The 970-nt window shown below is 57.6% G+C and carries 1 protein-coding gene; it reads right to left on the bottom strand.

Annotated features, from left to right (window positions below; all coding sequences use genetic code 11):
* The coding region (locus tag ACTHUT_RS21150) for a type VI secretion system Vgr family protein (protein WP_440419765.1) at positions 1-970 on the bottom strand (970 nt) is incomplete at both ends.

The raw sequence follows: 970 nt of genomic DNA, 5'->3' as shown, positions 1-970 counted from the left end.
TGGCGAGTTTGATGTGTTCCTGACCTTGCAGGTCTTCCATCCTCAGTTTGTTGTTCGCCCAGGTACGGATGACGTTCCTTGTGTTCCAATCGGCGGGGATATGGTCGGTATGGGCACTGTCGTGCATCACTCCGGAGATATACGGACGGTCGGGATTACCTTGGACGAAGGAGAGCATCACTTCTGTGCCTTCGTGTAAGGGGAAGTGGATGCCGTATTCGGGACCGGCATAGGGTTTGGCCAGTCGGACGGGACGGCTTTCCCCGCCGGGGCTCCATTCGTCCAAATCAAACGGTAGTTTGACGCGGTAACGGCCCATGTCGTCGATATAGGCGTAGGTGCAGTTCTCCGCCGCAGTTACACGTGCGGGTAGTGTGCCGGCGATATGCGGACGCGGGGTGATGCGTTCGGGACGGTAGGCGTGTTGGGCGGGGATGGCGGTAAAGGTGTGGCTGTAGGCGGTATCGCGGCTGCCGCTGTGTTCCATGGAAAGTACCAGCCAGCCGTCGGGGGCTTCTGGGAAGGAGACATCGGTTTGGAACACCTTCATCGGTGTCATGGAGACGACGTTGCCGCTACCGTTGGCAACGGTTTGACGGCAGAGGTTGGCTTCGTTCAACAGGGTCGTCTGAACTTGGGCTTCGTCGGGGGTTTTGGGATGAAGGCCCCAATGCTGCTGTTTGCCCAATAAAACGGTGTTGTCGGCTGACTCTTCGGACTGTTTGTTGTCGGTTTCGGCAAAGAGGTCGGTATCGGCACTGCGGTAGTTGTAGTCGGCCGTGCGTATGCCTTCGACGATGGGGTTGTGGCGGATGCTTAAGTTGAACAGTGCTTCGGTACCGGCACTCTCCAATCCGGCATGGGGACGGTAGGAAACGGGTAGGCCTTGGCTGCGCAAGTAGTGTTCGGGACTGTCGCCGAAGACGACTACGTCGCCATGTTGTTCATGCTGTTCGAAGGCATACCAAAT

This window comes from Neisseria sp. P0022.S010, assembly GCF_051956635.1.
This window is presented reverse-complemented; position numbering and strand designations above follow the sequence as displayed.